The sequence below is a fragment of the Hydrogenophaga sp. 2FB genome (genome assembly GCF_005503365.1).
GTDB lineage: Bacteria > Pseudomonadota > Gammaproteobacteria > Burkholderiales > Burkholderiaceae_C > Hydrogenophaga.
The window spans coordinates 1-25,619 of record NZ_SCML01000020.1; the positions used below are offsets into that span (position 1 = coordinate 1).

General features: G+C 68.5%; 22 protein-coding genes. 13 read left to right on the plus strand and 9 right to left on the minus strand.

Features of this window, described 5'->3' with window-relative positions; all coding sequences use genetic code 11:
* Positions 1 to 88: 88 nt before the first annotated feature.
* Positions 89 to 2,656, plus strand: coding sequence for a bifunctional lysylphosphatidylglycerol flippase/synthetase MprF (mprF, locus tag FFS09_RS13265; RefSeq protein ID WP_137919363.1), 2,568 nt, complete (start codon positions 89 to 91; stop codon positions 2,654 to 2,656).
* Positions 2,653 to 4,068, plus strand: a complete 1,416-nt coding sequence (locus tag FFS09_RS13270; protein ID WP_137919364.1) for a virulence factor family protein — start codon at positions 2,653 to 2,655, stop codon at positions 4,066 to 4,068. The genes mprF and FFS09_RS13270 overlap by 4 nt, the downstream gene beginning before the upstream one ends.
* Positions 4,069 to 4,077: 9 nt before the next feature.
* Here the strand turns inward: FFS09_RS13270 and FFS09_RS13275 are convergent, their stop codons facing one another.
* A complete protein-coding gene (locus tag FFS09_RS13275; RefSeq protein WP_137919365.1) occupies positions 4,078 to 4,671 on the minus strand; it encodes an NADPH-dependent FMN reductase in 594 nt (197 codons plus the stop codon).
* Positions 4,672 to 4,772: 101 nt separating this feature from the next.
* Between FFS09_RS13275 and mnmG the strand changes: the two genes are divergently transcribed.
* The 6 genes from mnmG to FFS09_RS13305 all read left to right on the plus strand — a co-directional run bounded on the left by mnmG (position 4,773) and on the right by FFS09_RS13305 (position 10,401).
* The gene (gene mnmG / locus FFS09_RS13280; RefSeq protein WP_137919366.1) at positions 4,773 to 6,743 is read left to right on the plus strand and encodes a tRNA uridine-5-carboxymethylaminomethyl(34) synthesis enzyme MnmG; all 1,971 of its coding nucleotides are present in this window, start codon (positions 4,773 to 4,775) and stop codon (positions 6,741 to 6,743) included.
* A complete protein-coding gene (gene rsmG, locus FFS09_RS13285; RefSeq protein ID WP_137919367.1) occupies positions 6,740 to 7,417 on the plus strand; it encodes a 16S rRNA (guanine(527)-N(7))-methyltransferase RsmG in 678 nt (225 codons plus the stop codon). Before mnmG ends, rsmG begins: the two co-directional genes overlap by 4 nt.
* Positions 7,418 to 7,507: 90 nt before the next feature.
* A complete protein-coding gene (locus FFS09_RS13290; RefSeq protein ID WP_137919368.1) occupies positions 7,508 to 8,122 on the plus strand; it encodes a LysE family transporter in 615 nt (204 codons plus the stop codon).
* A gap of 8 nt (positions 8,123 to 8,130) precedes the next feature.
* Positions 8,131 to 8,901: a ParA family protein gene (locus FFS09_RS13295; protein ID WP_137919369.1), complete on the plus strand. Its 771-nt coding sequence runs from the start codon at positions 8,131 to 8,133 to the stop codon at positions 8,899 to 8,901.
* A 12-nt stretch (positions 8,902 to 8,913) separates the two neighbouring features.
* Positions 8,914 to 9,453 carry an RBBP9/YdeN family alpha/beta hydrolase gene (locus tag FFS09_RS13300; RefSeq protein ID WP_137919370.1) on the plus strand — a complete coding sequence of 180 codons (540 nt, stop codon included), beginning with the start codon at positions 8,914 to 8,916 and terminating at the stop codon, positions 9,451 to 9,453.
* Positions 9,454 to 9,480: 27 nt separating this feature from the next.
* Positions 9,481 to 10,401, plus strand: a complete 921-nt coding sequence (locus tag FFS09_RS13305) for a ParB/RepB/Spo0J family partition protein (protein WP_137919371.1) — start codon at positions 9,481 to 9,483, stop codon at positions 10,399 to 10,401.
* A 1-nt stretch (position 10,402) separates the two neighbouring features.
* Here FFS09_RS13305 and FFS09_RS13310 read toward each other — a convergent pair whose 3' ends face one another.
* The 4 genes from FFS09_RS13310 to FFS09_RS13325 form a co-directional block, all read right to left on the minus strand.
* Complete coding sequence (locus FFS09_RS13310) at positions 10,403 to 11,491, minus strand: hypothetical protein (protein ID WP_137919372.1); 1,089 nt, start codon at positions 11,489 to 11,491, stop codon at positions 10,403 to 10,405.
* 218 nt (positions 11,492 to 11,709) lie between these two features.
* A complete protein-coding gene (locus tag FFS09_RS13315; RefSeq protein WP_252374359.1) occupies positions 11,710 to 13,332 on the minus strand; it encodes an alkaline phosphatase D family protein in 1,623 nt (540 codons plus the stop codon).
* Between the two features lie 54 nt (positions 13,333 to 13,386).
* On the minus strand, positions 13,387 to 14,811 hold the full coding sequence (locus tag FFS09_RS13320; RefSeq protein ID WP_137919373.1) for an FAD-binding oxidoreductase: 1,425 nt from the start codon (positions 14,809 to 14,811) through the stop codon (positions 13,387 to 13,389).
* A gap of 85 nt (positions 14,812 to 14,896) precedes the next feature.
* Positions 14,897 to 15,124, minus strand: a complete 228-nt coding sequence (locus FFS09_RS13325) for a hypothetical protein (RefSeq protein ID WP_137919374.1) — start codon at positions 15,122 to 15,124, stop codon at positions 14,897 to 14,899.
* 213 nt (positions 15,125 to 15,337) lie between these two features.
* On the opposite strand from FFS09_RS13325, the gene FFS09_RS13330 reads away from it, so the two are divergent.
* Both FFS09_RS13330 and FFS09_RS13335 read left to right on the plus strand, forming a co-directional pair.
* Positions 15,338 to 15,907, plus strand: a complete 570-nt coding sequence (locus tag FFS09_RS13330) for a cob(I)yrinic acid a,c-diamide adenosyltransferase (protein WP_137919375.1) — start codon at positions 15,338 to 15,340, stop codon at positions 15,905 to 15,907.
* Positions 15,904 to 16,257 (plus strand): hypothetical protein, encoded by a 354-nt coding sequence (locus FFS09_RS13335; RefSeq protein ID WP_137919376.1) that lies wholly within the window; start codon positions 15,904 to 15,906, stop codon positions 16,255 to 16,257. Before FFS09_RS13330 ends, FFS09_RS13335 begins: the two co-directional genes overlap by 4 nt.
* A gap of 24 nt (positions 16,258 to 16,281) precedes the next feature.
* Here the strand turns inward: FFS09_RS13335 and FFS09_RS13340 are convergent, their stop codons facing one another.
* Both FFS09_RS13340 and FFS09_RS13345 read right to left on the minus strand, forming a co-directional pair.
* Complete coding sequence (locus tag FFS09_RS13340; RefSeq protein ID WP_137919377.1) at positions 16,282 to 18,561, minus strand: heavy metal translocating P-type ATPase; 2,280 nt, start codon at positions 18,559 to 18,561, stop codon at positions 16,282 to 16,284.
* An 85-nt stretch (positions 18,562 to 18,646) separates the two neighbouring features.
* The gene (locus FFS09_RS13345) at positions 18,647 to 19,069 is read right to left on the minus strand and encodes a hotdog fold thioesterase (protein WP_137919378.1); all 423 of its coding nucleotides are present in this window, start codon (positions 19,067 to 19,069) and stop codon (positions 18,647 to 18,649) included.
* Between the two features lie 118 nt (positions 19,070 to 19,187).
* On the opposite strand from FFS09_RS13345, the gene FFS09_RS13350 reads away from it, so the two are divergent.
* Positions 19,188 to 20,468: an AsmA family protein gene (locus FFS09_RS13350; protein WP_137919379.1), complete on the plus strand. Its 1,281-nt coding sequence runs from the start codon at positions 19,188 to 19,190 to the stop codon at positions 20,466 to 20,468.
* Between the two features lie 3 nt (positions 20,469 to 20,471).
* Here FFS09_RS13350 and FFS09_RS13355 read toward each other — a convergent pair whose 3' ends face one another.
* Positions 20,472 to 21,782, minus strand: coding sequence for a solute carrier family 23 protein (locus FFS09_RS13355; protein ID WP_137919380.1), 1,311 nt, complete (start codon positions 21,780 to 21,782; stop codon positions 20,472 to 20,474).
* 405 nt (positions 21,783 to 22,187) lie between these two features.
* Here FFS09_RS13355 and FFS09_RS13360 point away from each other — a divergent pair, with 405 nt between their 5' ends.
* Both FFS09_RS13360 and FFS09_RS13365 read left to right on the plus strand, forming a co-directional pair.
* Positions 22,188 to 23,072 (plus strand): tripartite tricarboxylate transporter substrate binding protein, encoded by an 885-nt coding sequence (locus FFS09_RS13360; protein ID WP_171020007.1) that lies wholly within the window; start codon positions 22,188 to 22,190, stop codon positions 23,070 to 23,072.
* Between the two features lie 26 nt (positions 23,073 to 23,098).
* Positions 23,099 to 24,280, plus strand: a complete 1,182-nt coding sequence (locus FFS09_RS13365) for an FAD-dependent monooxygenase (RefSeq protein WP_137919382.1) — start codon at positions 23,099 to 23,101, stop codon at positions 24,278 to 24,280.
* A 6-nt stretch (positions 24,281 to 24,286) separates the two neighbouring features.
* Here FFS09_RS13365 and fahA read toward each other — a convergent pair whose 3' ends face one another.
* Positions 24,287 to 25,609 carry a fumarylacetoacetase gene (gene fahA / locus FFS09_RS13370; protein WP_137919383.1) on the minus strand — a complete coding sequence of 441 codons (1,323 nt, stop codon included), beginning with the start codon at positions 25,607 to 25,609 and terminating at the stop codon, positions 24,287 to 24,289.
* Positions 25,610 to 25,619 lie beyond the last annotated feature (10 nt).

Genomic DNA, 25,619 nt, shown 5'->3' on the forward strand with positions numbered 1-25,619 from the left:
GTCGTCGGGGTGGGGGCGTACACTGTTTTTCACCGACACCACGCCCTGGCGCCGTCGCCTCTGGAGGACCCGTCCCATCGCCACGCCCATGACCGTCACCGCCACCCCCGAGACGTGGGTGTCCAAGCTGAGCCAATGGCGCCTGTGGGTCTATGCCGCCCTGGCCGTCCTCATGGGCGCGCTGGTGCTGCAGGCGGGCCGCAAGCTCATGACGGAGCTGAGCTACGGCGACATCGAGAGCGCGGTGCGTGCCACGCCGGCCATGGCCTTGCTGCTGTCGGTGCTGGCGACGGCAGCCAGTTATTACGCCCTCACGTTCTACGACCGCACGGCCCTGGCCTATGCGGGCGCGCAGCTGCCGCAGCGTGTCGTGGCCAAGACGGCGTTCATTGCCTATGCGCTGTCCAACACCATCGGTCTGGGTGTGCTCACCGGCGGCGCGGTGCGCATGCGGCTGTATGGCGCGGCCGGGCTGGAAGCGGGGCTGGTCTCGCGCGCCATCGTGTTCAACGCAGCCGGCTTCGGCGTCGGTGTGGTGGTGGTGGGCGCGGCCGCGCTGGTCTGGGGCGCGGGCACGGTGCAGGCGGTGTTTGGCACGCCACCGGGTGTGTTGCGCGGGGTGGCGGTGGCGGTGCTGCTGGCGGCGGGTGCGTTCATCGGGTTTTGCCAGCGCGGGGGCGAGACGGTGTTCCGCGGCATGGTGCTGCGCCTGCCGAGCGCGTCGCTGGCATCGCAGCAGTTGCTGATCTCGGCCATTGACGTGGTGGCCGCCGCGGCCGCGTTGTGGTTTCTGTTGCCTGCGGGCGCGATCGGATTTCCGGCTTTTGTCGGCTTCTTCGCCTTGGCCATCGCGCTGGGCGTGATCAGCCATGTGCCCGGCGGCCTGGGGGTGTTCGAGGCGGTGATGCTGCTCGCACTGGGCCACCATGTGCCAGCCGAGCAACTGGCCGCGGCGCTGGTGATGTTTCGCGTGGTCTATTACCTGCTGCCACTGGCGCTGGCGGTCACGCTGCTGACGAGCGCGGAATGGCAGCGCGGCGCGGCCACGCCGGTGGTGAAGGCCGCGGCCAGCCTGTCGCCGCTGCTGCTGTCGGCCTATACCTGGGTGGTGGGGGTGGTGCTGCTGGTGTCGGGCGTGACGCCGGCCACGCAGGAGGCGACCGACTGGTTGTCGCGCACCCTGGCGCTGCCGGTGGTGGAGGCCGCGCACTTTCTGGGCAGCATCGCGGGGCTGGCGTTGCTGTTCGTGGCGCGCGGCATGTTCCTGCGGCTGGATGCGTCGTGGTGGGCCGGTCTGGCGCTGGCCTTGTTCAGCTTGCTGCTGTGCCTGCCCAAGGGCATTGCGCTGTCCGAGGGGGTGTTGCTGCTGGTGCTGGCCAGCTCGCTGGCCTTGTCGCGCAAGCAGTTCAACCGCCGCGCCGCGCTGTTCTCGCAGGCCTTCACCTGGGGCTGGCTCGCGGCTGTGGGCGCGGTGGTGCTGGCGATCACGGCATTGCTGTTCTTCGTCTACCGCGACGTGGACTATGCGAACCAGGTGTGGTGGCAGTTCGAGTTCGACGCTTACGCGCCGCGTTCGCTGCGCGCCTTGGTCGCCGTGTGCCTGATCACCCTGGTGGTGGCCTTGAGCCGCTTGTGGCGGCGGCCGCAGGCGGTGATGGTCAAGCCCGACAGCGGCGCGCTGGACCAGGCCGCGCGCATCGTGCGGGCCCAGCCTTCGGCGGGTGCGGGGCTGGTGATGATGGGCGACAAGAGCCTGATGGTGTCGGACTCGCAGCGCGCCTTCATCATGTTCGGGCGGCGCGGCCGCTCGTGGGTGGCGCTGTACGACCCGGTCGGGCCGCAGAGCGAGTGGACCGAGCTGGTATGGCGCTTCGTCGAGCAGGCGCGCGAGTCGGGCGGGCGCGCCGCGTTCTACCAGGTGCGCGCCGAAGGGTTGCCGGTGTACCTCGATGCTGGCCTGCGCGTGCACAAGCTGGGCGAATGCGCGCTGGTGGACTTGCCCAGCTTCAGCCTGCAGGGCAAGCAGCGCGCGAACCTGCGCCACGGGGTGGCGCGTGCGCAGCGCGAGGGCCTGAGCTTCGAGGTGCTCGCGCCGGACGCCGTGGCGGCTGTGTACGGCGAATTGCAGGCGGTCTCGGACGCGTGGCTGAGCGACCACCAGACGGCGGAAAAGGCGTTCTCGCTCGGCGCGTTCCGCCGCGACTACGTGCTGCGCCAACCGGTGGCGGTGGTGCGACAGGGCGAGCGCATCGTGGCCTTCGCCACGCTGCTGCGCACCGACCAGCCCGTGGAGGCCAGCGTGGACCTGATGCGCCAGCTGCCCGACGCCCCGCGCAGCGCAATGGACTTCCTGTTCGCGCAGGTCATCCTGCACTTCAAGGCCGAAGGCCTGCAGCGCTTCAACCTCGGCATGGTGCCGCTCTCGGGCATGGCGCAGCACCCGCTCGCGCCGAACTGGCACCGCCTGGGGCGCCTGCTGTTCAACCACGGCGAGAACTTCTACAACTTCCAGGGCCTGCGCGCGTTCAAGGAAAAGTTCGACCCGGTGTGGGAGCCGCGTTACCTCGCATCGCCCGGTGGCTTTGCGCCGTTTTTCATTCTTGCCGACGTGGCCGCGCTGATCGCGGGTGGCCTGCGCCGGGTGATCGCCAAATGAAGACCTCTTTGCTTTTCAACATCTGCGTGGGGGTGGCCTTGTGTGGGCCCGGCCTGGCGCTCGCGCAAGCGCCGGCCAAGCCGGCTGCCGCTTCGGCCGCCCGTGCCGCCGAGACCCTGTCGCATGGCCATTTCAAGAACGTCGCGCTCTATCGGCCCCAGGGCGACGCGAAGGCCTTCGTGCTGCTCCTCTCGGGTGACGGCGGTTGGACGCCCACGCTCGCGGCACAGGCGCAGGCCCTGGCCGGGCAGGGCGCGCTGGTGGCCGGCATCCACACGCCGCGCCTGCTGGCCGCGCTCACCAAGGACGGTGGCGATTGCCTGCTGCCCGATGGCGACCTGGAAAACCTCTCGCACTTCCTGCAGGGCTACGCGCGCCTGCCGGCCTACTTCCCGCCCTTGCTGGTGGGCGAGGGGCAGGGCGGCGCGCTGGCCTACGCCATGCTCGCGCAAGCGCCGGCGGGCACCTTCGGCGGCGCGGTGTCGATGGGGTTCTGCCCGACGCTGGCGGTGAAGCGGCCGCTGTGCAAGGGTGAGGGTGTGCACTTCGCGCGCGGTGCCTCGCGTGCTTCGATCCACCTGTTGCCGTCGCCCCAACTGCCCGCGCCCTGGACGGTGTTGCAACGCGACGGAGACAAGGCCTGCGCGCCCTCGGCGGTGCAGGCCTTCGTCGCGCAGGTACGGGGCGCCGAGTGGGTGAACGCGACCGGTGCCGACGCCACGCCCGCGCTGCTGGAGGCGCAACGCAAGCTCGGCCACGCGCCCGCCGTGGCCGCCGTGACGGCACCCGCGCCCGACACCGGCGTGGCCGATCTGCCGCTGGTGCCCGTGCCGTCCACGGGCACATCGGACACCTTTGCCGTGCTGCTCTCGGGCGACGGCGGCTGGGCTGGCATCGACAAGGACCTGGCGGCCAAGTTCTCGGCCGCCGGTGTGCCGGTGGTGGGCTGGGATTCGCTGCGCTACTTCTGGTCGGCGCGCACGCCCGAGGGCCTGGCGCAGGACCTGGACCGCGTGCTGCGCAGCTACGCCGCGCAATGGAAGAAGGGCCGCGCGCTGCTGATCGGCTATTCACAAGGCGCGGACGTGCTGCCGTTCGCGGTGCCGCGCCTATCCGCCGCCTCGCGCGGTCTGGTGGCGCACACGGTGCTGATCGGGCCCGGCGAGAAAGCCTCGTTCGAATTCCGCCTGAGCAACTGGCTCAAGCGCGACAGCGCCGGCCGACCGCTCAAGCCCGAACTGCAGAAGCTCACGGCCGCCAATACCCTGTGCGTTTACGGCACCGACGACCGCGACACCATCTGCCCGCGCGTGCCCACCGACCAGGTGACGCGCGTGCCGCTGCCCGGCGACCACCACTTCAACGGCGCGTACCAGAAGTTGGCCGACGAGATCCTGCTGCGCACGCGCTGAGGCGCGGTCTCAGGCCGAGAGCCGCTGCCCGGCCCAGATCGCCTGCTCCACCACGCCCCGCACGCCCAGGCGCGCCGACTCGGCGAACAGCTGGCCTTCAGGGTCGAAGGCCTCGTTGGCGCGGGACAGCGCGAACTGCTTCGGCGTCAGCCAGCACTGCAAATTCAATAGCATTGGGCTAAGGTGGGATAAGCTTCTCAGGCCACCCAGGGCGCCCGGCGAGGCGCTGAGCAGGCCCACCACCTTGCCTTCGAACGGCTTGATGCCGTTGGTCCACTCGGGGTCGGACTTGACCGGGCTGGACACCCAGTCGATGGTGTTCTTGAGCAGGCCGGTGTAGCTGCCGTTGTACTCGGGCGAGCAGATCACCCAGGCCGGATGGGCATGGAAGATTTCCTTGAGGCGGATGGCGGCGGCCGGCGTGCCACGCGCTTCCAGGTCGGCGTTGTAGATCGGAAGTTCGTAGTCGGCCAGTTCGATGTGGGTGACCTGGGCGCCCGCGTTGCGCGCCATGTCGGCGGCGATGTGGGCCAGGCGGCGGTTGTGGGACTGGGCGCGGGTGCTGCCCGCGAAGATCAGAAGAGGGAGGGGCTTGGAGGTCATGCGGCGATTGTCGGTGGGCGGGGCGCAAGATGCCCATCGGTGGGACAATCCTGGGTTGCCCGGGGCGCCGGGCCGCAGCACTTTTCCAAGCGATCACCACCATGTTGTACCCACAGGAATTCGATGTCATCGTCGTCGGCGGCGGGCACGCCGGCACCGAGGCCGCGCTGGCCGCCGCGCGCATGGGCTGCGCCACGCTGCTGCTCACGCACAACATCGAAACCCTGGGCCAGATGAGCTGCAACCCGTCGATCGGCGGCATCGGCAAGGGCCACCTGGTGAAAGAGGTGGACGCGCTGGGCGGCGCGATGGCGCTGGCCACAGACGAAGGCGGCATCCAGTTCCGCATCCTCAACAGCTCCAAAGGCCCGGCCGTGCGCGCCACGCGCGCCCAGGCCGACCGCGTGCTCTACAAGGCCGCGATCCGCCGCACGCTGGAGAACCAGCCCAACCTCTGGCTGTTCCAGCAGGCGGTGGACGACCTGATGGTGGAGGGCGACCGCGTGGTGGGCGCGGTGACGCAGGTCGGCATCTGTTTCCGGGGCCGCACCGTGGTGCTGACGGCCGGCACTTTCCTCGACGGCAAGATCCACGTCGGCCTGAACAACTACGCCGCCGGCCGTGCTGGTGACCCGCCGGCCGTCTCGCTCTCGGCCCGCTTGAAAGAGCTGAAGCTGCCGCAGGGCCGCCTGAAAACCGGCACGCCGCCGCGGCTGGACGGCCGCAGCATCGACTACTCGAAATGCACCGAGCAACCGGGCGACGGCGTGCCCGGCGGCATGAACGCGGACCGGCCGGTGCCGGTGTTCAGCTTCATGGGCAGCACGGCGATGCACCCGCGCCAGGTGCCGTGCTGGATCACGCACACCAATCAGCGCACGCACGACATCATCCGCTCCGGCTTCGACCGCAGCCCCATGTTCACCGGCAAGATCGAGGGCGTGGGCCCGCGCTACTGCCCGAGCGTGGAAGACAAGATCAACCGCTTCGCCGACAAGGACAGCCACCAGATCTTCCTGGAACCCGAGGGCCTGACCACGCACGAGGTCTACCCCAACGGCATTTCCACCAGTCTGCCGTTCGACATCCAGTACCAGTTGGTGCGCAGCATGCCGGGGCTGGAAAACGCGCACATCCTGCGCCCGGGCTACGCCATCGAATACGACTACTTCGACCCGCGCTCGCTCAAGAACAGTTTCGAGACCCGGCAAATCAACGGCTTGTTCTTTGCCGGCCAGATCAACGGAACCACCGGTTATGAAGAGGCCGCGGCCCAAGGCCTGTTCGCCGGCATCAACGCCGCGCTGCAATGCCGGGGCGAGGAATCCTGGCTGCCGCGCCGCGACGAGGCCTACCTCGGCGTGCTGGTCGACGACCTCGTCACCCAGGGCGTGACCGAGCCCTACCGCATGTTCACCAGCCGCGCCGAGTTCCGCCTGCAGCTGCGCGAAGACAACGCCGACATGCGCCTGACCGAAGCCGGTCGCCGCCTCGGCCTGGTGGGGGATGCGCAGTGGGATGCGTTCTGCCGCAAGCGCGAAGCTGTTTCACGTGAAACAGAGCGTCTGAAGAGCACCTGGGTGAACCCGCGCAACTTGCCTGCCGAAGAGAGCGAGCGCGTGTTGGGCAAGGCGATCGAACACGAACACAACCTGTTCGATTTGCTGCGCCGACCCGGTGTGGCGTATTCGGAGCTGGTGGGCATGGACGGTGGGAAATACACCGCGCCGCAGGTTTCACGTGAAACACTCGCCGATTTGCTGGAGCCGGTGGTGGAGCAGCTGGAAATCGCCGCCAAGTATTCCGGTTACATCGACCGCCAGAAAAACGAGGTGGAGCGCGCCGCCCACTACGAAGGCCTGAAGCTGCCGGCCGACCTGGACTACCTGCAGGTGGTGGCGCTCTCGTTCGAGGCCCGCCAGAAGCTGGCCAAGCACCGGCCCGAGACCCTGGGCCAGGCCTCGCGCATTTCGGGCATCACGCCGGCGAGCATTTCCCTGTTGCTGATCCACCTGAAGAAGGGCGGCTTCAAGGGCTTCGCCACCTTGCCCTCTGCGGACATCGCCGCATGAGCGACTTGCGCACCACCCTGCAGGCTGGCCTGCAGCAGCTCAAGCTCGACCTCGACGCGCGCCAAGTCGACCTCTTGCTCGCTTATCTGGGGCTGCTGCAGAAGTGGAACAATGTCTACAACCTGACGGCGGTGCGCGACCCGGTCGAGATGGTGACGCACCACCTGCTCGACAGCCTGGCCGCCATCGGCCCGTTGCACCTGCAGACGGAGGGCAGGGCGCTGCATCTGCTGGACGTGGGCTCGGGTGGCGGCCTGCCGGGCGTGGTGATCGCCATCGTTTGCCCGCAGATCCAGGTGAGCTGCGTGGACACCGTGGCCAAGAAGGCCGCCTTCATCCAGCAGGCGGCCGCCACGCTCCAGTTGTCCAACCTGCGCGGCATCCACGCCCGGGTGGAAACGCTCAATGCCCTCTCCGGGCAAGGCTATGACGTGATCTGCTCGCGGGCGTTCGCCTCGCTGGCGGACTTCGTCAACTGGTCGCGCAGCGCGCTCAATCCCGACGGCGGCGTGTGGATGGCCATGAAGGGCAAATACCCGACCGACGAACTCGCGGTCCTGAAAACCGACGCCCCTGCGGTGGACGTGTTTCACGTGGAACAGCTCCAGGTGCCCGGCCTGGATGCCGAGCGTTGCATCGTCTGGATGCGGCCGGCCGCTGGCGCCGTGGCCTGAGTGTCACACCCCGGCGGACCGGGGCGCTGGAAGAGGGGCGGGCACCAAACCCTCACGTAAACTCGACCCTCCACTTCACGGGGTTCCACCATGTTCGGCATCGCAGATTACGGCGCTTTTGTGGCCGCCATCATCGTCTTTCTGGCCATTCCGGGGCCGGGCAATCTGGCGCTGATCACCTCCACCGGCAAGGGCGGTATCCGCGGCGGCATGGCCGCCACTTTTGGCGTGATCGCGGGGGACCAGGTGCTGATGTGGCTGGCAGTGGCTGGCGTGGCGGCCCTGTTGGCGGCCTATCCGGCGGCGTTCAGCGCGGTGCAGTGGCTGGGCGCGGCTTACCTGGCCTGGTTGGGCTGGAAGATGCTCAGCGCCAAGCCGGGTGATGCGCCGGTGCTCAACATCCGCCCGCGCCAGTATTTCCAGCAGGCGGCCGTCATCACCTTGCTCAACCCGAAGGCCATCGTGTTCTACATGGCCTTCTTCCCGCTGTTCGTGGACCCGGCCCGCCACCAGGGCCTGGCCACCTTCGGCGCGATGGCCGTCACCGTGGCCATCCTGACCTTTCTGTATGGCCTGACGGCCGTGCTGCTGACCCACTTCCTGGCCGCGCGCATGCGCGCCAACCCCACCATCGGCCGCACGCTGGAAAAGCTGGCGGGTGTCTTTCTCATCGGTTTCGGCATCAAGCTGGCCCTCTCCAAATAAGAAGCACGATGGCCAAAATCTTTTGTGTCGCGAACCAGAAGGGCGGCGTCGGCAAGACCACCACCACCGTCAACCTGGCGGCCGGTCTGGCCAAGGTGGGCCAACGGGTGTTGATGGTCGACCTCGACCCCCAGGGAAATGCCACCATGGGGTCGAGCGTCGACAAGCGGCAGATGGCGCTGTCGGTGTACGACGTGTTGCTGGAGTCGGCGTCGGTGGCCGAGGCGGCGGTGTTTTCGGAGAAGTGCGGTTACCACGTGCTCGGCGCCAACCGCGAGTTGGCCGGGGCGGAAGTGGAGTTGGTCGAGGTCGAGCGGCGTGAGAAACGCCTGAAGACCGCGCTGGCCGAAGTGGCCGACAGCTACGACTTCGTGCTGATCGACTGCCCGCCGTCCTTGAGCATGTTGACCCTCAATGGCCTGTGCGCGGCGCACGGCGTGATCGTGCCCATGCAGTGCGAGTATTTCGCGCTCGAAGGCCTCACCGATCTGGTCAACACCATCAAGCAGGTGCACGCCAACCTGAACAGAGACCTGGCCATCATCGGCCTGCTGCGCGTCATGTTCGACCCGCGCATCACCCTGCAGCAGCAGGTGAGCGACCAGCTCAAGGCCCACTTTGGCGACAAGGTGTTCAACACCGTGATCCCGCGCAACGTGCGCCTGGCCGAAGCGCCCAGCTACGGCCTGCCCGGCGTGGTGTTCGACCCGGCGGCCCGTGGCAGCCAGGCCTTCATCGCTTTCGCCAAGGAAATGGTCGAACGCATCGAGAAGCTATAGGACGTGTTTCACGTGAAACCTGACAACGTCCTCATCCTGCCGGGATGGCAGAACAGCGGCCCGGACCACTGGCAAAGCCGCTGGGAGCGCACTTACGGCTACCGCCGCGTTGACCAGCACGACTGGATGCACCCCAAGCGCGGCGACTGGATCGCCCGACTGGAAGAGGTGCTGCTGGGCTGCGACGAACCCGCCGTGCTGGTGGCGCACAGCCTGGGTTGCCTGCACACGGCGGCTTGGGCCTCTCATTCGCAGAACACTGGCCGCGTGAAGGCCGCGTTGCTGGTGGCCCCGGGCGACGCGGAGCGCGAAGACATGCGCCCGGTGTTGCCGAGCTGGTCGCCGATTCCCCTGCAACGCCTACCGTTTCCCAGCGTGCTGGTCGGCAGCCGCAACGACCCGTATTGCAGCTTCGAGCGCGCCCAGACGTTTGCCATGGCCTGGGGTGCGCGCTTTGTCGACCTGGGCGACGCCGGCCACATCAACGCCGAGTCCGGCCTGGGCGACTGGGCGGCGGGCCACGCGGTGCTGGCCGAACTCCTGAATCTCTGAACCGAACTTTTGAAGGCAAGACGACCCATGGTCACCAAAAAACCCAAGGGCCTCGGCCGCGGACTCGAAGCCCTGCTGGGCCCCAAGGTGGAAGAGGGCGCAACGGCGCAGGCCGCCGTGGCCGGCTCGCCCAACGCGCTGCCGCTGACCGAACTGGTCGCCGGCATCTACCAGCCGCGCACGCGCATGGACGAGGGCGCGCTGTACGAGCTGGCGGAGTCGATCAAGGCCCAGGGCGTGATGCAGCCGATCCTGGTGCGCCAGCTGGCCGACGGCCCGAACGCCGGCAAATACGAAATCATCGCGGGCGAGCGGCGCTTCCGTGCGTCGAAGCTGGCCGGCCTGGACAGCGTGCCCGTGCTGGTGCGCGACGTGCCCAACGAGTCCGCCGCGGCCATGGCGCTGATCGAGAACATCCAGCGCGAAGACCTCAACCCGCTGGAAGAGGCCCATGGCTTGCAACGCCTGGTGAAAGAGTTTGGGCTTACTCACGAGCAGGCTGCCCAGGCGGTGGGCCGCTCGCGCAGCGCCGCGAGCAACCTGCTGCGCCTGCTGCAACTGGCCGAGCCGGTGCAGACCATGTTGATGGCCGGCGACCTCGACATGGGCCACGCGCGCGCGCTGCTGGCCCTGGACAAGGCCAGTCAGATCACGGCCGGCAACCAGATCTCGGCCAGGAAAATGTCGGTGCGCGAAGCCGAGAGCCTGGTGAAAAAGCTCGGTGCCGAGTTCGCGCTCGCACCGCAAAAGCTCAAGAAAGAGAAGTCGCGCGACATCCGCCGCGTGGAAGAAGAGCTGGCCGACCTGCTGACCGCCGAGGTCGAGGTGCGGGTGAAGAAGCGCGTGAAGCGCCACGGCCGCTTCGAAGAGATGGGCGAACTGGCAATTCAGTTCGGCTCGCTGGACGAGCTCAACGGCCTGATCGACAAGCTGCGCGGCGCGCGCTGATTCAATCGCGGTTGCGGCGCTCGTCGCCGCGCCCGTTGCCGCCGCGCCCTCGTTCTTCCTCGAACCGCCGCTGACCGGGCTGCTCGCGGTCCTGACCCCGGTTCATGGGCTCGGCGCGTGTGGGCTGTTGCTGCTGTTGGGGTGGTTGCCGAGGCTGAAAGTCTGGTTGCCTCGGTGATTGCCATTGTGGTTGTTGCCGGGGCTCGGGCGCCGCGCGCCGTTCGGGTGCTTCAGGTCGGCGCTGCTCGGGTTCGAAGGGGCGCATCGGCGGCTGCGCCTCGCGCCTGTCGAAGCGAGGTTCGTTGCGCTCGACGGGCATGGGCGGCCGCTCGGCGCGCTCGGGTCGGCGCACACCGTCGGGCTCTCGTGGCGCCACCTGTTGCGGGGGCGCGGCGCGTTCGTCGAAGCGGGGTCCCGGGCGGTCCTGGCGCGGCATCGGCGCTGGTTCAACCCGATCGGGCCGGCGCACTTCCTCCCGCTGCAGCGGTCGGTTGTCGGGCCGTTGCGGTGATGCTGGCGGTGGCGGGGCCGCAAGCTGCGCCCGCACCGTCGGGTTGCGGGGCTGGTAGCGGTAGTGGTCGTTGCGGATGCGGTCTTGCACCGCGAATTGCGGGTAGCGGCTCTGCGGGTACTTGCGCTGGTAGTCCGGCAGGGGAGCGGGGGCGGGTGCCTTGGCGCGGTCCCAGTGGTCCCACCCCGAGCGGCGCTGCGCCCAGCCGGGTCCCCAGTGATCACCCCAGCGCGGCGGCGCGTCGACCCGCCAGTAGGTGAAGTACATGGGCGGTCGGCGGTAGTAACGCACCGGCACGCGCAGCAGGTACACCGGCACGTACTCGGGTCCGATGATGAACCACGGTCCGTTGTACCAGCTGCTGTAGTACCAGTTGTCGTCCTCGAAGACCCAGTACAGGCCGTCGTAGAAGAAGAAATTGCCCTGCACCTCTGGCGCGTAGTACACCGGGTAGCCGGGCACGAGTTGCAGTTGCGGGTACACCGGCAGGTGGATACCGATGTTGACGTAGACCTGGGCCTGCGCCGCGGGAGGGACGGGCAGCAGCAGGAGCGGCAGGGCGAGGAGCAGGTGGCGCATGGCGGTCTCGATCCATCGAACGTGCTCACGCCACGGGCCTGCCGCGGAATGCGTGGGTCGGGCGCGAGCCACAGGATCAACATACGCCGAGGAGCGGGTGCGGTCAATGCGCTGGCGCACACACCCTGATCCGCTGCGCCGCCGGCCTGGCCGCTGAATGCAAGGGGCGTTCCAGCGGCTCAGCGCATGCCCAGGCCGGTCGGACCCGGACGGACACATCAACCCACTTGCTCGGTACCCGGTCGGCGGTCGTTCACGACGAAGCGCGCGAGCGTGCTCACGCCGCTGGCCTCTTTGCTCACGTCGTCCAGCACGCGCAAGCTCGTGGTCCATTCCGTGGGCGTGACGTCGGCGATCACATAGCCGCGCTGGTCGCTGCGCGCCAACAGGATGTGCGGGTTCTTCGCGCGGATGGCATCGGTGGTCGACTGCGCCACGCCGCTGGCCGAGCTGAGCGAGGTGCCGCAGAACTCGCTGGCGATCACCGGTGAATCGGGCCGCGCGAAATCGGCATGCACTTGGCACACATAGTTTTGATGGATGTCGCCGCCCAGAAAGACCGCATTGCGCGGTGCCTTGGCCTGCATCGCGTCCAGCACGCGCTGGCGCGCGGCCGGGTAGCCGTCCCACGTGTTGGGGTTGAAACTCTCTTCGGGCGCGGCCTTGTAGTTGCGCTGCGAGAAGATGGTCTGCTGCGCCAGCACGCTCCAGCGCGTGCGCTCGCCCGCGGCATCCTGCGCCAGGCCCTCGTCGAGCCACCGCTCCTGCACGGTGCCCAGCAGGGTGCGCTTGGGGTCGGCGCGCGCGGGGCAGGTCTGGTTGGAGATGGCGCCGCCCGCACGTTCGCCGGGCACGCGACACGCCTCCAGGTCGCGGAACTGCCGCGTGTCCATCATGTGGAAGGTGGCCAGGCGGCCGTAGGACGTGCGCGAATGGACACGCACGGCCTCGTTCGAGCCCAGGCCTTGCAGACCGCTCACGAGCGCGCTCGCGCGCAAGGGCATGTTCTCGTAGAAGGCCTGGTAGCCGCCCTGGCGGCGTTGCAGGAACGACGCCTCGCTGCCCGTGCCGAACAGGCCGGCGTAGTCGTTCTGCACTTCATGGTCGTCCCAGCTCACCACCCAGGGGCACGCCCGGTGCATCGCCTGCAGGTGCGGATCGCTCTTGTACAGCGCGTAGCGGTCGCGGTAGTCCTGCAGGTTCTCCGCCAGGCGCAGCGTGTGCGTGCGCGCCAGCGGTGTGGCAGGCGGCCTGGCCGGCATGGCGTATTCGTAGATGTAGTCGCCCAGGAACAGCACCAGGTCTGGGTTGTCCTTGGCCATGTGGCGGTAGCCGGCGTAATGGCCTTGCTCCCAGCGCTGGCAGGAGGCGTAGGCCAGGCGCATGCGCGCCACCAGCGCATCGGCGGCGGGCACGGTGCGGGTGCGCGCCACGGGGGTGACCGCGTCGCCATGCATGAAGCGGTAGAAGTACCAGCGGTCGGGCCGCAGGCCCGTCACCTCCACGTGCACGCTGTGACCCAGCGCCGGCTCGGCCGTGGCCTGGCCCGATTGCACGATGCGCGTGAAGGCTTCGTCGTCCGCCACCTGCCATTGCACGGTCACGGGACCGGTCAGCGGCGCGCCCTCGTGGGCCGCGCTCGCGATGCCGGGCACGGGGCCGCCCAGCAAGCGCGTCCACAGCACGAAGCCGTCCGCGCTGGGTGCGCCGCTGGCCACGCCCAGGGGAAAGAGGTGGCGCTGCCGCAGCGTCTGGGACCAGGCCCAGCGCGGCAGGCTGGTGGCCACGGCCGAGGCCGCAGCGAGGCGCAGCAGATCCCGCCGGTTCGATGGGTGTGTCACTTTCCTCCCACTTGCGCAACGCGCGTCGCGCCCCGCTGAGTGCCGGGGTGCGGCTCAGAGCGCGAAGATCTTCCCCGGGTTCAGGATGTTGTCCGGGTCGAGCGCGCGCTTGATGGTGCGCATCATGTCGACCGCGCCGGCGCCGGCTTCGGTGACCAGGAAGTCCATCTTGTGCAGACCCACGCCGTGCTCGCCGGTGCAGGTGCCTTCCAGGCTGAGCGCGCGCGCCACCAGCTTGTGGTTGAGCTCCTCGGCCAGCGTGTGTTCCTCGGGCTTGTGGGGGTCGATCAGGTAACCGAAGTGGAAGTTGCCGTCGCCCACGTGGCCGACCAGGAAATACGGCAGGCCCGAGGCGTCGGCCTCGGCCACCGAGTCGAGCAGGCAGTCGGCCAGGCGCGAGATCGGCACGCAGGTATCGGTGGAGATCGCGCGGCAGCCCGGCTTGCTCTGGATCGCGGCAAAGTAGGCGTTGTGCCGCGCAGTCCACAGGCGCGTGCGCTCCTCCGGCGTGTCGGCCCATTCGAACGCGTTGCCGCCGAATTCGCTGGCGATCTCCTGCACCGTCTCGGCCTGCTCCTTCACGCTCAATGGCGAGCCGTGGAACTCCATGAGCAACATGTTTTCTTCGCGCAGGCCCAGCTTGCTGTGCACGTTGACCATGCGCACGCTGTTGTGGTCGATCAGCTCGCAGCGCGCAATGGGCACGCCCAGCTGGATCACCTGGATGACGGTGCGCACGGCGGCCTCGATGGTCGGGAACGAGCAGGTGGCGGCCGAAATGGCTTCGGGCAGGGGATAGAGCTTGAGCGTGATTTCGGTGATCACGCCCAACGTGCCTTCGCTGCCCACCATCAGGCGCGTGAGGTCGTAGCCGGCGCTGCTTTTCTTGGCGCGGGACCCCGTGCGGATGACCTCGCCGCGCGCCGTGACCACTTCGAGCGCGAGCGCGTTGTCGCGCATGGTGCCGTAGCGCACCGCGTTCGTGCCGCTGGCGCGTGTGGCGCACATGCCGCCGATGGAAGCGTCCGCGCCCGGGTCGATCGGGAAGAACAGGCCTTCGCTCTTGACCGCCTCGTTGACGGCCTTGCGCGTCACGCCGGGCTGCACCGTCACCGTGAGGTCTTCGGCGTTGATCGACAGCACGTTGTTCATGCGGCTCAGGTCGATGCTGATGCCGCCTTGCACCGCGAGCAGGTGGCCTTCGAGCGACGAGCCCGCGCCAAAGGGAATCACCGGAACCCGGTACTGCGCGGCCAGTGCGACGGTGTCGGCCACGTCCTGCGTGCTTTGCGCGAAGACCACCGCCACCGGGGGCGGCACCTCGTAGACCGACTCGTCGCGGCCATGTTGTTCGCGCACCGCCATCGCGGTGGAACACTGGGCGCCAAACCGGGCCTGCAGCGCCGCGAGGAACTCGGGTGCAATGGCGCGCTGGTGGACCTCGGGCGCGAGATGGTTCAGGGTGGCGGGGGCGTTCATGGGGCTTGTCTCCAATCGCGGTGGGGAAATCCGCCGGCCAGTTTACGCCCTGGCACCGCCCCTGTGCGGCGCCTCGCAGGCCCCATCAGAGCCGCTGCGCCGTGGGGACGATCGTGCGGGAAGACAAGGGGACCGGGCGGGGCGCATCGGTCAGGCGCGAGGGCGTGAACGCCGAGATGGCATGGCGCGTGGGCGGGGCGACCTGCACGCTGACGATACCGGCCAGTCCCAGCGCGCAGGCGGCGATCAGTCGCACGCTGCGTTGCTCGAATTCGGAAACGGACAAAGGGGACTGGATGCGAAATCGGGACATGAGAGGACTCCTGTCGAAAGGTTGGAACGAGGGGGCATTACCGCCCGGTTCGCGCCCATGTGCCAGCGCTTTTGCCTGCCGTTGCCTGCGTCAATAGTCCTTTGCCTCGCTCACATTTCCCTGCATGTCGTTACGGGTGCACCCGCTCACGCACAATGGGTGCCGTTTCAAGGTTTTACATCCATCCGCAGCGAGAAAGAGAGAGGCAAACCCATGGGCAACCGACTTACCCAGATCGCCACCCGCACCGGCGACGCCGGCACCACCGGCCTGGGCGACAACACCCGCGTCTCCAAGGACAGCCTGCGCGTGCACGCGATGGGCGATGTCGACGAACTCAACTCGCACATCGGCATGCTGCTGTGCGAAGACGTGCCCGACGGCGTGCGGCTGGTGCTGGTGGAGATCCAGCACCAGCTCTTCAACCTGGGCGGCGAGCTGTCCATTCCCGGTTTCGAGTTGCTCAAGCCCGAGGCCGTGCTCGCGCTCGACCAGGCGCTGGCGACCTACAACGAAACGCTGCCGCGGCTGCAGGAGTTCATCCTGCCCGCGGGCAACCGCGCGGCCAGCCAGGCGCACGTGTGCCGCACCGTGGCGCGCCGCGCCGAACGCGCCGTGGTGGCGCTGGGCGACGCGGAAGATCTGAAGGAAACACCGCGCCAGTACCTCAACCGCCTGAGCGATCTGATGTTCGTGCTCGCGCGCGTGCTCAACCGCATGAACGGCGGCGACGACGTGTACTGGAAGAGCGAGCGCCTGGCCAAGTCCAACGACGCACCATGAAAGCCACGGCGCTGGTGGCACTGGGCGTCGCTGCCCTGTGCGTGGGTCCTGCGGTGGCGCAGGGCAAGAAGGCGGCCAACAACAAGCCCAGCGAAGTGACGCTGGTGTGCGAGGCCGCCTACCAGCCCGCGCGCACCACCTGGACGCGCAGCGTGCGCATCGGCTACGACAAGAAGCGCGTGCGCTCGGTGCACATCGACGGCGTGCCGGTCTACAGCTTCTCGGTGCAGGACACGGTGATCCTCACCTCGATCGACAACGAGCGCATCCAGATCGACACCGCCACCCAGACCTGGACCAGCGATTTTCGTGGGCAGGCGACCGCGCAGGGGCGGTGCGAGCGGAGTTAGCGGAACTGGCCGCGGCACGCGGCGTCAAGCCGCCCGGTGCCGCAACAAGCGCAGCCCGTTGAACACCACCAGCAGGCTGCCGCCCATGTCGGCGAACACGGCCATCCAGAGGGTGGCCTGCCCGGTCACGGCCAGCGTGAGGAAGACCACCTTGATGCCCAGGGCGAACGCGATGTTCTGCCACAGCACGGCGCGGGTCGCGCGTGAGAGGCGGATGAATTCGGCCAGCTTGCGCGGGTCGTCGTCCATCAGCGCGATGTCGGCCGTTTCGATCGCGGTGTCGGTGCCCGCGGCGCCCATGGCGAAGCCGATGTTCGCCTTCGCCAGCGCGGGCGCGTCGTTGATGCCGTCGCCCACCATGCCCACCACCGTGTTGCCCGCCGACAGTGCTTCGATCACCTTGAGCTTGTCCTCGGGCAGCAGCTCGCTGCGCACGTCGTCGATGCCCACCTGCCGCGCAATGGCCTCTGCCGTGTGGCGGTTGTCGCCGGTCAACATGATGGGCCGCACGCCCAGCGCCTTGAGTTGCGCGATGGCGTCGGCGCTCTCCGCGCGCACCCGATCGGCAATGGCGAAGATGCCGATGGCCTGATCGCCGCGCACCAGCACCACGGCGGTTTTTCCCTGCTCCTCCAGCGCGTCGAGCCGTGCTTCGAGTTCGGGTGTGCAGGCGCCCGATTCCTCCAGCAGGCGGTGGTTGCCGAGGCGGTAGCGCTCGCCGCCGATGAAGCCTTCGGTGCCACGTCCCTGCAGCGCCGTGAAGCCGGTGACCTCCAGCGCCACCGCGCCCTGCGGGCCGTGCGCCGCGATCGCCTTCGACACCGGGTGGTCGCTTCGGCCCGCGAGCGCGGTGGCGCGCGCGAGCATCTCGCTCTCGCTGCCCTGCAGCGTCAGCACATCGGTCACCACCGGCTTGCCCTGGGTCAGCGTGCCGGTCTTGTCCAGTGCCAGCACCTTGAGCCGGTGGCCTTGCTCCAGGTACAGGCCGCCCTTGACCAGGATGCCGCGCCGAGCGGCGGCGGTCAGGCCGGACACCACCGAAATCGGCGTCGACAGCACCAGCGCGCAAGGACACGCGATCACCAGCAGCACCAGCGCGCGGTAGACCCAGGTCATCCAGTCCGCGCCCATCAGGAGCGGTGGCAACACCGCCATGGCCACCGCTACCGCGAACACGGCGGGCGTGTAGTAGCTGGCGAAGGTGTCCACAAAGCGCTGGGTGGGCGCGCGCGTGGCCTGGGCTTCCTGCACGGCGCGGATGATGCGCGCCAGCGTCGAGTCGTCGGCCAGCGCGCCCACGCGGTAGAGCAGCTCGCCGTTCTGGTTGATGGTGCCGGCAAAGAGCTTGTCGCCCACGGCCTTGTCGACCGGCACGCTCTCGCCCGTGATGGCGGCCTGGTCCACCGCGGATGCGCCCGATGCCACCGTGCCGTCGAGCGCGATGCGCTCGCCCGGTCGCACGCGCACCAGGGTGCCCAGCGCGACCGACGCCGCGGGCACCTCGCGCCATGCCGTGCCTTGCTGCACGGTCGCCATGTCGGGCGCCATCGACATCAGGCCTTCGACGGCGCGTCGGGCGCGGTCAAGCGACTTGTCCTCGATCATCTCCGCGATGGCGAACAGCACCATCACCATCGCCGCCTCGGGCCACTGGCCCAGGATGGCCGCACCGGTCACCGCCACCGTCATCAAGGCGTTGATGTTCAGGTTGAAGCGCCGCAGCGCCACCAGCCCCTTGCGGTAGGTGTCCAGACCGGCCAGGCCGATGGCCGACAACGCCAGCGCCACCGCGGGCAACGACGCGTCGCCATACGCCAGCGCCGCGCCCTCGGCGGCGAGCGCCAGCACGCCGCCGATGATGAGCCTGGTGCTCGACGGCGCGGTGGCGTGATCGGCCGCGTGGTCGTGATGCTCATGTTCGCTGTGGTCGTGGTCGTGGTCGCCGTGCGCTGCGTGTTTCGCGGGCGGGGCTGCGGACGCAGGCGCGGCAGCGCCCACCGCCTTGATGGCGATGCCGCTCAGCCCCTTGCCCCGGGACGGTGGTGTGGCGGCGGCACCCAGGCGCACCTCGAAGCCCGATCGCGCCGCCGCGGCGACCAGCTCCGGCGCGGGCACCGCGTCGTGCTGCACGCGCACCGCGCGCCGGATGAAGTCCGGCGCGACCTCGCGCACGCCGCTCAAGCGGCGCAGCTCCTTCTCGACCACGTTGAATTCGGCGGCGCAGCACATGCTGGGCACGTGCAGCCACGTCGACGCGGCGGCAGTGGCAGGCTGGGGGTGGGGGGCGGTGTGTTTGTCGTCCATGGCCCGATTACAGACCCTGGAGTTGCTTCAGGGTCAAGCGGCCCCGCCGGATAGCCCTGACGCCAGGGGCGTCTTTCGCGTGGGCTTACCTCGGTGCCAACACCGCCATCGTGATCCGCGAGACGCAGGTCAACTCGCCCGCGTCGTTCGTCAGGTCGATCTGCCAGACCTGCGTGGTGCGCCCGACGTGCACCGGGCGTGTGATGCCGGTCACCCAGCCGCTGATGGCGCCCTTCAGGTGGTTGGCGTTGATGTCCAGCCCCACCGCGCGGTGGCCTTCGGGGCAGCTGTAGGCCGCGCCGCACGAGCCCAGCGTTTCCGCCAGCACCACGCTCACACCGCCGTGCAGCAGGCCGTAGGGCTGTTTGGTGCGCGTGTCGACCGGCACGCGCGCGCGGATGAAGTCGGGACCGACCTCGAGGAATTCGATGCCGAGGTGCTGCACGGCGGTGCCGTGGTGGATGGCGGTCAGTTCTTCCACCGAGATGGGTTTTTTCCAGAGGGACAAGGTCGGGCTCCTGTGAGTGAGGCCACCACTATAGGAAATATCCGGCGCCCCACGCGGCATGCACCTACACGGCAAGTCCGGCCGCGCCCGCAGGATGCACCCTGGAGCACCGTCCGCCATGAAACCCGCCACCCGCCGTTGGGTCATTGCCGCCACCGCCCTCGTCGCGCTGTTGGTGGCGGGGGTGTGGCTGGTGGCGCGGTCCTACGTGCCCAGCAACGAAGAACTCGCGCGACGGGTCGAGAAGGAATTTGAAGAACGCCTGGGGCATCCGCTCGTCGTGCGGGAAGCGCGCTGGCGTGTGCGCGGCACGCCGGTGATCGAGCTGCTGGACGCGCACACCGTTCAGCCTGGCGACGAGGCGATTCGCATGCGCCGCCTGGCCATCTATCCCCAACTCTTGCCCTTGCTGGACAAGCGCCTCGTCATCGACCGCCTGGAGATCGACGGCGCCGAGGTGCCGCGCGGGGCATTGGCCGCCTACCGCAACCGGACGCAGGATGCGCAGGGCGCCACGGTGGTGCTGCGATCCCTGGTCTTCAAGGACCTGACGTACACCTCGTACAGCGGCGTGCCCGTGCGTTACGACGGTGAGATCGCGTTCGACGACACCGACCGCCTGCCGCGCCGCCTGCTGCTGCGCCGTCCCGAGGCCCGCAGCGCGGCCGTGCTGGAGGCCACGCGCGAGGGCAAGACCGACGACGGCGCCGATGTCTACCGGCTGCAGCTGCAGGCCGGTGGCGGTACGGCGCGCGGCCAGGCGCGGCTGGCCATCTCGAAGCGGGGCCACATGACGCTCACGGGCGAACTGTCGCCGCGCCAGGTGGAGATACAGGCCCTGCTCGAGAGCTTCAACCGGCGCGCCTTCATCGGTGGCCTGGCATCGGGCGAGACCACGCTGCGCGCCGAGGGCGAGACCGTGGGTGAGCTGTTTCGCGCACTGCGCACGCGCAGCACCTTGCAGGTGGAGCGCGCACGCCTGTTGCGCATCGACCTGGACAAGGCGGTCAAATCGCTGGGCGAAGACCGCGCCGGCGAGACGCCGCTGGACAGCCTGGGTGGCGTCATGGTCACGCAGAACACGGCCCAGGGCCTGAAGACCACGTTCACGCAGGTGAAGGCGGTGGCCGACACCTACAGCGCCACCGGCGAGGCCACGCTGTACCGCGGCCAGATCGAAGCGCGGGGCAGGCTGGAAGCGGGTGGCGGCGTGGTGGAAGTGCCTTTCGCGGCGCACGGGCCGACACGGGACCCCACCTTCGAGATGGCCTGGGGCTCGATCGCCGGGGCAGCCATCGGCACGGCGGTCTTGCCCGGCATCGGGACCTTCCTGGGGGCCAAGATCGGCGGGGCGATGAGCGATCCGCCGCCGACCCCGCCGCCGCGTCAGCGGCGGTGAGGCTCAGCCCTCGCCGCGAGCGCGCGCGGTGCCACCGCGGTTGAGCAAGGCGTACAGGATGATCGCGCCAAAGGTCGCCGTTCCGATGCCACCCAGCGCGAAGCCGCCGAACTTCAGCGTGTAGTCGCCGGTGCCGAGGATCAGCGTGATCGCCGCCACCAGCAGGTTCTTGTTGTCGGAGAAGTCGACCTTGTTGTCGACCCAGATCTTCGCGCCGGCGATGGCGATCAGGCCGAACACCACGATGGACACGCCACCCATCACGGCCAGCGGAATGGCCTGGATCAGTGCACCGAACTTCGGCGAGAAACCCAGCAGCACCGCCATGAGGCCCGCCACGAAGAAGATGGCGGTGGAGTAGATCTTGGTCGCGGCCATCACACCGATGTTCTCGGCGTAGGTGGTCACGCCCGTGCCGCCCGCGCTGCCGGCCACCATGGTGGCCACGCCGTCGCCGATGAAGGCGCGGCCCATGTACTGGTCCAGGTTGCGCCCGGTCATGGCGGTCACGGCCTTGATGTGGCCCAGGTTCTCCGCCACCAGGATGATGGCCACCGGCGCGATCAGCAGCATGGCGTTCATCTCGAACACCGGCTTGCTGAAGTTGGGCATGCCCAACCACGCCGCATTGGCGATGCCCGAGAGGTCCAGCGGCTTGCCCATGCCGAGCCCATTGGTGAGCACGGCGTAGATGAGGCTCGCGATGATCAGGCCCATGAGGATCAGCAGGCGCTGCAGCATCCCGCGCGTGAACACCGCCACCAGCGCCACGCAGACGAAGGTGATGCCCTGCATCCACGCGTCGAAGCCGGTGGGTGCCATGTTCTTGATCGGGATGCCAGCCAGGTTCAAGCCGATCACCGCCACCACCGCGCCGGTGACCACGGGGGGCATGAAGCGCTCGATCCAGCCCGTGCCCACGGCTTGCACGATGACGCCGATGAGGGTGTAGACCAGGCCGCAGGCGATGATGCCGCCGAGCGCCACGCCCAGGTTGGCGTTGGGGCCAGGGCCGGCGTAGCCGCTGGCCGCAATCACCACGCCGATGAAGGCGAAGCTCGAGCCGAGGTAGCTCGGCACCTTGCCGCCGGTGACGATGAAGAAGATGAGGGTGCCGATGCCGCTCATGAGGATGGCGACGTTGGGGTCGAAGCCCATGAGGATGGGCGCGAGCACGGTGGCGCCAAACATGGCGATCAAATGCTGAATGCCCATCACGCCGGTCTGCGGCCAGGGCAATCGCTCGTCGGGCGCGATCACGCCGCCGTTGTTGAGCGTGGATGCGCTCTTCTCCGTCCAGTTGAACAATCCCATGCGGTCTTCTCCTCGTTGTTGATGTTGCTTGTCGGGCGCGGCTGCGCCGGCGGGCATTGTGCCCGGCAAATACCCCAGGGTGTTCATCCGCAGAAACCCGGCACCTGGTCAAAGTTGACCGTCGCCCTCCATTCGTCCCGAGCCTCCTGGATCGCAGCGAGACGATCGGGCCATTGTCTGCGCAATGCGCAAAACCGGCTTGTTCCAAGCGGGTGTGGCCGCCAGAATTTGCAGGCTGTTGGATGCGACACGCTGGCTTGCCAGGTGCGCATCGGGCAGGCGGGCTTCGTGCCCGAACTTCTGCAACCTTTGTGAGCGCTGAAAAATATGAAGAGACGAGAACTCCTGGGATACGCATCCCTGCTGGCGGCACCCCTCATGGCGCGTGCCGAGGACTATCCGAGCATGCCGATCAGTCTGGTCACGCCCCTGGCGGCGGGCGACGCCGCCGATCGCGCCGCGCGCCTCATGGGCCAGGAGCTTTCGCGCTTGCTGAGCACGGTCGTCACGGTGGTGAACCGACCGGGCGCGGGGGGCTCGCTGGGCACGCAGTCTGTCGTCCGCGCCCCCAAGGACGGGTACACGCTGCTGTATGCGCAAAACAGTCCGCTGACCATCCGGCGCGTGATCGAGCCGGAGGCCGCCAACTACGATCCGTTGAAAGACCTGGTGCCGTTGGCGTTGACCACGCGCAGCCCGTCGGTTCTGGTGGTGCACAAAGATGCGCCCTTCAAGACCTTGAAGGAGATGGTCGAGCACGCGTCGCGCAACCCCAACAGCGTTCGCGTCGGCAATGCCGGTCCTGGCTCCGTGGGAGACATCAGCGTCCAGCAGATCAACTCGGCCGCCGGCACCACGCTGACCTCCGTCAACTACAAGGGTGCGGCACCCGCGATCACCGATCTCCTCGGTGGCCATATCGAGGGCGTGATCCTGGCCCTCGGCGCGGTGAGCACGCACATGCGCAGCGGCAACTTGCGCGCCTTGGCGATCTCCTCGCCATTTCCCGAATTTCCCACTGTGCCGACGCTGCGCCAGCTGGGTTACAAGGCCGACATTCTGGGCGTGTGGTTCGGTTTCTTCATGCCGGCCGGTGTGCCCAAGGCCGTGGTCGACAAGGTCGTGACCGCGCTCGAAGACGTGACGCGCAACACCAGCATCTCGGCCCAGCTGCTGCCGGCCGGGATCGTGCAGGAGTGGGGTTCGGGCCGCGCGCTGTCCGACGAGATTTCCAACGAGTTCAGGGCCGTGAGCGAGTTGCTCCGCCCCTCGGCCAAGGCCACCAAATGAAAGATGTTGCTGTGAAATCCAAACGTATGCACGTAGCCATCGTGGGCGGTGGCATGGGCGGTCTGGCCGCGGCCGTGGCCTTGTCTCACCGAGGCATCAGCGTCGCGGTGTACGAACAGTCGGGCGTGCTGCGCGAGGTGGGGGCCGGCGTGTTCATCTATCCCAACAGCTTGCGGCAGATGGAGCGCATGGGCCTGGGCGATGCGCTCGCCCGCGTCGGCGCCAGGGTGGGCGCCGGCTCCGAGTACTACCGGATGGACGGCTCCGTGGTCGGCAAGATCCTGACCACCGACTCCAGCGGCTGGAACGGGATGTACGGCATGCACCGCGCCGACATCCTCAAGGTGCTGGCCGACGCACTGCCCGCGGGCGCGATCCACACCGGCCACAAGTGCATCGGCTTCAGCCAGGACGAGGCCGGCGCGCATCTGAGCTTCGAGAATGGCGAGGTCGCGCACGCCGATGCCGTGATCGCGGCCGATGGCATCAACTCGGTCCTGCAGAAGCACGTGGTGGAGCCCTCGGCTCCCGAGTACGCGGGTTTTCGCGCCTACCGTGGACTGATTGCGGCCGACAAACTGCCCGACTGGCGCCGCGAGGCGCACCAGGTCTGGATGGGCGATGGCAAGCACTTCATGGTGTTCCCGGTGCGCGGCGGCGAGCTGCTGAACTATGTCGGCTTCGTGCCGACCTCCAGCGAGACGGCCGAGTCCTGGTCCGCCGTCGGTGACCGCGACGAACTCGCCGCAGCGTTTGCCGGCTGGGACCCGCGCGTGACCCATCTGCTGGAGAAGGTCGAGACCTGCTTCTGGTGGGGCCTCTACGACCGCAAGCCGCTGGGCCAGTGGGTGAACGGTCGCCTGGCATTGCTCGGTGACGCCGCCCACCCGATGCTGCCGCACCTGGGGCAGGGCGCCAACCAGGCGATCGAAGATGGCACCGCCCTGGCCGTGATCCTGCAGGCCTGCACGCAAGACACGCCGGTGCACGAGGCACTCAAACGGTACGAGGCGCTGCGGCAACCGCGGACGTCCATGGTGCAGGCCGAAGCGCGCAAGAACGGTCTGCGCTACGACTCGAAGTACGCGGACCTGGCACAACGCGACAAGGAGATCGCCAACTCCGCGCAGCTGCGCCGATCCCTCTACGACCACGACATCGAGCAGGAGACCCTCAAGTTTCTGAGCCTCGATGGGGTGGCCGCATAAGGGTCCTCATCCCACCGCCGGCAGCACCTCGCCACGGCTTTCGCCAAAGCCGATGCGCGCAGCGCCCGGCTTCTCGCACCAGCCGCGCAGGATCACGGTGTCGCCGTCTTCGAGGAAGCGGCGCTCGCCACCAATGCCCGGCAAGGGCACGGCGCGCGTGCCACCGACGCTCAGTTCCACGATCGCGCCGGCTTCCGACGCCGTGGGGCCCGAGATCGTGCCGGTGCCCAACAGGTCGCCCGGTTGCAGGTTGCAGCCGCCGACGGTGTGCTGCGTGAGCATCTGCGCGATGGTCCAGTACTGGTGCCTGAAGCTCGTGGCCGAGAGACGGTCGGGCGCGACGCCGCGTGTGCGGTGTTCGCGCGACTCGAGTTGCACTTCGAGTTGCACGTCCACGCCGCCGCGCTCGGTGTTCGCCGCGCTGTCCAGGTAGGCCAGTGGCTGCGGTTCGTCGGCCGGGTGCGCGAACGGCACGCGGTAGGGCGCGAGCGCTTCCATGCTCACGATCCAGGGCGACACCGTGGTGCAGAAGTTCTTGCCCAGGAACGGGCCGAGGGGCGCCATCTCCCAAAACTGGTGGTCGCGCGCGGACCAGTCGTTGAGCAGGCACATGCCGAAGATGTGTTGCTCGGCCTCGGCCATCGGAATCGGTTCGCCCATGGCATTGCCCGGGCCGACGTAGAAGCCCATCTCAAGCTCGTAGTCGAGCCGCTTGCACGCGCCGTACACCGGGGCGCTCGCCCCGGGCGGCATGGCCTGTCCCATCGGGCGGCGGAAGGCGGTGCCGCTGATGACGACGCTGGAGGCGCGGCCATGGTACGCGATCGGGATCCACTGGAAGTTGGACGTGAGCGGGTCGTCCGGACGCATCACGCGGCCGACGTTGCGCGCGTGGTGGATCGAGGTGTAGAAGTCGGTGTAGTCGCCGATGCGCGTGGGCAGTCGGTGTTCCACCTCGGCCTGCGGCACCAGGCTGGCGCGCAGCGCGCTCACGCCGGGGCCGCTCGCGCCGGCCTTGAGCAGATCGAACAGCGCGTGGCGCAGGGCACGCCAGGCCGCGGGCCCCATGGCCAGGAAGTCGTTGAGCGCGTCGCCCGCGCAGGCATTCGCGGCCTGTGCGGCTGGGCCCGACACCGCGTTGTCGCGCGCGATGGCGGCCAGGTCGATCACCTGATCGCCGATCGCCACGCCGCCGCGAAACGCCTCGCCCGAACCCTTGCGGCGGAAGACACCGAAGGGCAGGTTCTGAATCGGGAAGTCGGTGCCCGGTGCGTGGGCCGATTCGAGCCAGCTGCGGGTGTTGACGTCGTGGGTGTGGTTGAGTTGCATGAGGTGTCCT

What these genes read in the sequence shown, in the direction of transcription:
- FFS09_RS13295 (WP_137919369.1), top strand. Translation starts at nt 8,131, where the DNA reads ATGGCCAAAATCTTTTGTGTCGCGAACCAGAAGGGCGGCGTCGGCAAG.
- FFS09_RS13330 (WP_137919375.1), top strand. Translation starts at nt 15,338, where the DNA reads ATGGGCAACCGACTTACCCAGATCGCCACCCGCACCGGCGACGCCGGC.
- FFS09_RS13350 (WP_137919379.1), top strand. Translation starts at nt 19,188, where the DNA reads ATGAAACCCGCCACCCGCCGTTGGGTCATTGCCGCCACCGCCCTCGTC.
- FFS09_RS13275 (WP_137919365.1), bottom strand. Translation starts at nt 4,671, where the DNA reads ATGACCTCCAAGCCCCTCCCTCTTCTGATCTTCGCGGGCAGCACCCGC.
- FFS09_RS13305 (WP_137919371.1), top strand. Translation starts at nt 9,481, where the DNA reads ATGGTCACCAAAAAACCCAAGGGCCTCGGCCGCGGACTCGAAGCCCTG.
- FFS09_RS13360 (WP_171020007.1), top strand. Translation starts at nt 22,188, where the DNA reads ATGCCGATCAGTCTGGTCACGCCCCTGGCGGCGGGCGACGCCGCCGAT.
- FFS09_RS13325 (WP_137919374.1), bottom strand. Translation starts at nt 15,124, where the DNA reads ATGTCCCGATTTCGCATCCAGTCCCCTTTGTCCGTTTCCGAATTCGAG.
- mprF (WP_137919363.1), top strand. Translation starts at nt 89, where the DNA reads ATGACCGTCACCGCCACCCCCGAGACGTGGGTGTCCAAGCTGAGCCAA.
- rsmG (WP_137919367.1), top strand. Translation starts at nt 6,740, where the DNA reads ATGAGCGACTTGCGCACCACCCTGCAGGCTGGCCTGCAGCAGCTCAAG.
- FFS09_RS13310 (WP_137919372.1), bottom strand. Translation starts at nt 11,491, where the DNA reads ATGCGCCACCTGCTCCTCGCCCTGCCGCTCCTGCTGCTGCCCGTCCCT.
- FFS09_RS13335 (WP_137919376.1), top strand. Translation starts at nt 15,904, where the DNA reads ATGAAAGCCACGGCGCTGGTGGCACTGGGCGTCGCTGCCCTGTGCGTG.
- FFS09_RS13290 (WP_137919368.1), top strand. Translation starts at nt 7,508, where the DNA reads ATGTTCGGCATCGCAGATTACGGCGCTTTTGTGGCCGCCATCATCGTC.
- mnmG (WP_137919366.1), top strand. Translation starts at nt 4,773, where the DNA reads ATGTTGTACCCACAGGAATTCGATGTCATCGTCGTCGGCGGCGGGCAC.
- fahA (WP_137919383.1), bottom strand. Translation starts at nt 25,609, where the DNA reads ATGCAACTCAACCACACCCACGACGTCAACACCCGCAGCTGGCTCGAA.
- FFS09_RS13355 (WP_137919380.1), bottom strand. Translation starts at nt 21,782, where the DNA reads ATGGGATTGTTCAACTGGACGGAGAAGAGCGCATCCACGCTCAACAAC.
- FFS09_RS13365 (WP_137919382.1), top strand. Translation starts at nt 23,099, where the DNA reads ATGCACGTAGCCATCGTGGGCGGTGGCATGGGCGGTCTGGCCGCGGCC.
- FFS09_RS13270 (WP_137919364.1), top strand. Translation starts at nt 2,653, where the DNA reads ATGAAGACCTCTTTGCTTTTCAACATCTGCGTGGGGGTGGCCTTGTGT.
- FFS09_RS13320 (WP_137919373.1), bottom strand. Translation starts at nt 14,811, where the DNA reads ATGAACGCCCCCGCCACCCTGAACCATCTCGCGCCCGAGGTCCACCAG.
- FFS09_RS13340 (WP_137919377.1), bottom strand. Translation starts at nt 18,561, where the DNA reads ATGGACGACAAACACACCGCCCCCCACCCCCAGCCTGCCACTGCCGCC.